5 protein-coding genes are annotated in these 3,491 nt (G+C 58.3%); all 5 read left to right on the forward strand.

Features of this window, described 5'->3' with window-relative positions; all coding sequences use genetic code 11:
* Positions 1 to 51: 51 nt before the first annotated feature.
* Positions 52 to 1,113: a Holliday junction branch migration DNA helicase RuvB gene (gene ruvB / locus AC1DLB_RS25205; protein ID WP_018926499.1), complete on the forward strand. Its 1,062-nt coding sequence runs from the start codon at positions 52 to 54 to the stop codon at positions 1,111 to 1,113.
* Positions 1,114 to 1,240: 127 nt separating this feature from the next.
* Entirely contained in the window at positions 1,241 to 1,708 is a 468-nt protein-coding gene (gene ybgC / locus AC1DLB_RS25210) for a tol-pal system-associated acyl-CoA thioesterase (RefSeq protein ID WP_007933231.1), read from the forward strand.
* A complete protein-coding gene (gene tolQ / locus AC1DLB_RS25215) occupies positions 1,698 to 2,393 on the forward strand; it encodes a protein TolQ (protein WP_018926498.1) in 696 nt (231 codons plus the stop codon). Before ybgC ends, tolQ begins: the two co-directional genes overlap by 11 nt.
* Positions 2,394 to 2,416: 23 nt before the next feature.
* Entirely contained in the window at positions 2,417 to 2,869 is a 453-nt protein-coding gene (gene tolR, locus AC1DLB_RS25220) for a protein TolR (protein WP_167331185.1), read from the forward strand.
* Positions 2,869 to 3,491: cell envelope integrity protein TolA (tolA, locus tag AC1DLB_RS25225; protein WP_477785851.1), on the forward strand; the 623-nt coding region annotated here is incomplete at its 3' end. The genes tolR and tolA, both read left to right, overlap by 1 nt.

The following is a 3,491-nucleotide window of genomic DNA, read 5'->3' on the forward strand; positions in this document are numbered from 1 at the left end:
GGTTTGAGCAGTGAAGACATGATTCGTCGTGCCCTGAAGGGAATGATCTAAGTGATTGAAGCTGATCGTCTGATCGCCGCTACGGGTGGCCCCCGTGAGCGCGAAGAAGTCCAGGACCGGGCGATTCGTCCCGTCAGCCTGGCCGAATACATTGGCCAGCCGACTGTTCGCGAGCAAATGGAGTTGTTCATCCAGGCCGCGCGCGGGCGCAATGAATCACTGGATCACACCCTGATTTTCGGCCCGCCGGGCCTGGGTAAAACCACCCTGGCCAACATCATTGCCCAGGAAATGGGCGTGTCGATCAAAAGCACCTCGGGGCCGGTCCTCGAGCGTCCTGGTGATCTGGCTGCATTGCTGACCAACCTTGAGCCCCATGACGTGCTGTTCATCGACGAGATCCATCGGTTGTCGCCGATCGTCGAAGAAGTGCTGTACCCGGCCATGGAAGATTTCCAGCTCGACATCATGATCGGCGAAGGGCCGGCCGCGCGCTCGATCAAGCTCGATCTGCCACCGTTTACCCTGGTTGGCGCAACGACCCGTGCCGGTATGCTGACCAACCCGTTGCGCGACCGTTTCGGGATCGTCCAGCGCCTGGAGTTCTACAGCACCGCCGATCTGGCAACGATTGTCAGCCGTTCGGCGAACATTCTCGGTTTGCCGCTGGACCCGGAAGGCGCCTTTGAAATCGCCCGGCGTGCCCGCGGTACACCGCGAATCGCCAACCGCTTGCTGCGCCGGGTCCGGGATTTTGCCGAGGTTCGTGCCAAGGGCCACATCACTAAACCGATCGCCGACCTGGCCTTGAACCTGCTGGATGTCGATGAGCGTGGCTTCGACCATCAGGACCGACGCCTGCTGTTGACCATGATCGAGAAGTTCGACGGTGGGCCGGTGGGGGTGGACAGTCTGGCCGCTGCGATCAGCGAAGAACGCCACACCATTGAAGACGTGCTGGAGCCGTACCTGATCCAGCAGGGCTATATCATGCGCACGCCGCGGGGGCGGGTAGTGACCCGGCATGCGTATTTGCACTTCGGCTTAAACATTCCGTCACGATTGGGCGAGATGCCCGTGGTAGACGAGTTCCTCGATGCCGTGGACGATTAATCACCTTTGCGTGCTGATTTATTCGGGGTTTGTGCTGTCCCAGGACGGTACTTTAGCCAGAAAGCCGCGAATCAATGAAAAACAGTTGCCTGGCCGGATTGGCAACCTGAGGAGTAAGCACTAGAGTATGCGCGCGCAAAACGGGCTTGAGCCGTTCGCACATCGTTGTCGCGTTTATTACGAGGACACCGATGCCGGCGGCATCGTGTATTACGTCAATTACCTCAAGTTTATGGAACGGGCTCGAACCGAGCGGCTCCGAGAGCTGGGCTTTGCCCAGTCGGCGCTGGCAGGGGAGGACCTGTTGTTCGTCGTGCATTCCAGCGAAGCGCGTTACCACGCGCCGGCGCGACTGGACGACGAACTGCTGGTAAGCGCCGAAGTAATTGAATTGAACCGGGTCAGCCTGCGCTTCAAACAGCAGGTCAGGCGGGCTACGGATAACGTGCTGCTCTGCGAAGGGCAGTTTCTGGTGGCCTGTGTGCGCACTAACAGTTTGAAACCCCGGGCCATTCCCGAAGCTCTACGTGCGGCCTTTGCCGACGTGAGCGGCGCGGGTACACACTCAAAGCAGGAGATAAAGCGTGGAAGCTAACGTCGTCGACCATTCCTCCATGTGGAGCCTGGTCAGCAATGCCAGTGTCGTGGTGCAACTGGTAATGCTGATCCTGGTAGCCGCATCGGTGACCTCGTGGATCATGATCTTTCAGCGCAGCAACTTGCTGCGCGCCGGTCGACGTGCCCTGGAGAGCTTTGAAGAGCGCTTCTGGTCCGGTATCGACCTGTCCAAACTCTACCGTCAGGCTGGCAGCAACCCTGATCCGGATTCCGGTGTCGAGCAGATCTTCCGTGCCGGCTTCAAGGAATTCTCCCGTCTGCGCCAGCAGTCGGGCGTTGATCCGGAAGCGGTCATGGAAGGCGTGGCGCGTGCCATGCGCGTAGCCATCTCCCGCGAGGAAGAGAAGCTCGAGCAGAGCCTGCCGTTCCTCGCCACCGTCGGTTCCGTCAGCCCGTACATCGGTCTGTTCGGTACAGTCTGGGGCATCATGAACTCCTTCCGTGGTCTGGCGACTGCCCAGCAAGCGACCCTGGCCACTGTGGCTCCAGGTATCGCCGAAGCACTGGTTGCTACTGCGATCGGTCTGTTTGCCGCCATTCCGGCCGTTATCGCCTACAACCGTTTTGCTGCCCGCAGCGAAACCCTGCTGGGCCGCTATTACACCTTCGCCGACGAATTCCAGGCGATCCTGCACCGCAAAGTGCACACCAGCGAAGAATAAGCAGGTAATTTCCAATGGCTTTAATCGCTCGAGCTCGCAAAAAGCGCAAGCCGGTTGCCGAGATGAACGTGGTGCCTTACATCGACGTGATGCTGGTACTGCTGGTCATCTTCATGGTGACCGCGCCGATGCTCAATCAGGGCGTGAAAGTTGATCTGCCCAAGGTTTCCAGCGAAGCCTTGCCGCAGGACAACAACACTCAGGTCCTGACCATTTCGATCAAGGCTGACAAGACCTACTACTGGAACCTTGGCAGCGAAGTCGACACCGAAAAGCAGCAGGACAAGGCCATGACCTTGCCGCAAATGACCGACGCCGTGACCAAGATCATTCGCGTTGGCAACGGTAACGGTAAGCGCACGCAGGTGTTCATTCGTGGCGACAAAACCGTCGATTATGGCTCCGTCATGGGCGCCATGGGCGGGTTGCAGAAGGCCGGGGTCGGTAATGTTGGCTTGATTACCGAGGCGCCCTGATGCAGCAACTGCGAGAGCCGTCCGCCTCGGAAAGCTACTTCTGGCCTAGTGTCTGGGCGATTGTCTTGCACGTGCTGGTGTTCGGCATGCTGTTCGTCAGTTTCGCCTTCACACCGGAGCTGCCGCCGGCCAAGCCGATTGTCCAGGCAACCCTGTACCAGCTGAAATCGAAAAGTCGGGCGACCACCCAGACCAATCAGAAGATCGCGGGTGAGGCGCAGAAATCTGCTGCGCGTCAGACCGAAGTCGAGCAGATGGAACAGAAGAAGGTCGAGCAGGAAGCGGTGAAGGCTGCGGAACAAAAGAAAGAAGAAGCGGCTCAAAAGGCCGAGGAAGCCAAGAAGGCCGACGAGTCGAAGAAAGCGGAAGAGGCGAAAAAGGCTGATGAAGCCAAGAAAGCCGACGAAGCGAAGAAGACCGCCGAAGCCAAAAAGGCCGAAGAGAAACAATTGGCTGATATAGCCAAGAAGAAAGCCGAAGAAGAAGCCAAAAAAGCTGCTGAAGAAGAGGCCAAGAAAGCGGCCGCTGAAGAAGCGAAGAAAAAGATCGTCGAAGACGCGAAGAAGAAAGCCGCGGAAGACGCCAAGAAGAAAGCTGAAGCGGAAGAGGCGAAGAAGAAAAT

Source organism: Pseudomonas sp. 05N434 (assembly GCF_056396965.1).

Excerpts from the sequence above, each read along its gene's own strand:
- ybgC (WP_007933231.1), top strand. The coding sequence starts at position 1,241 with ATGCGCGCGCAAAACGGGCTTGAGCCGTTCGCACATCGTTGTCGCGTT.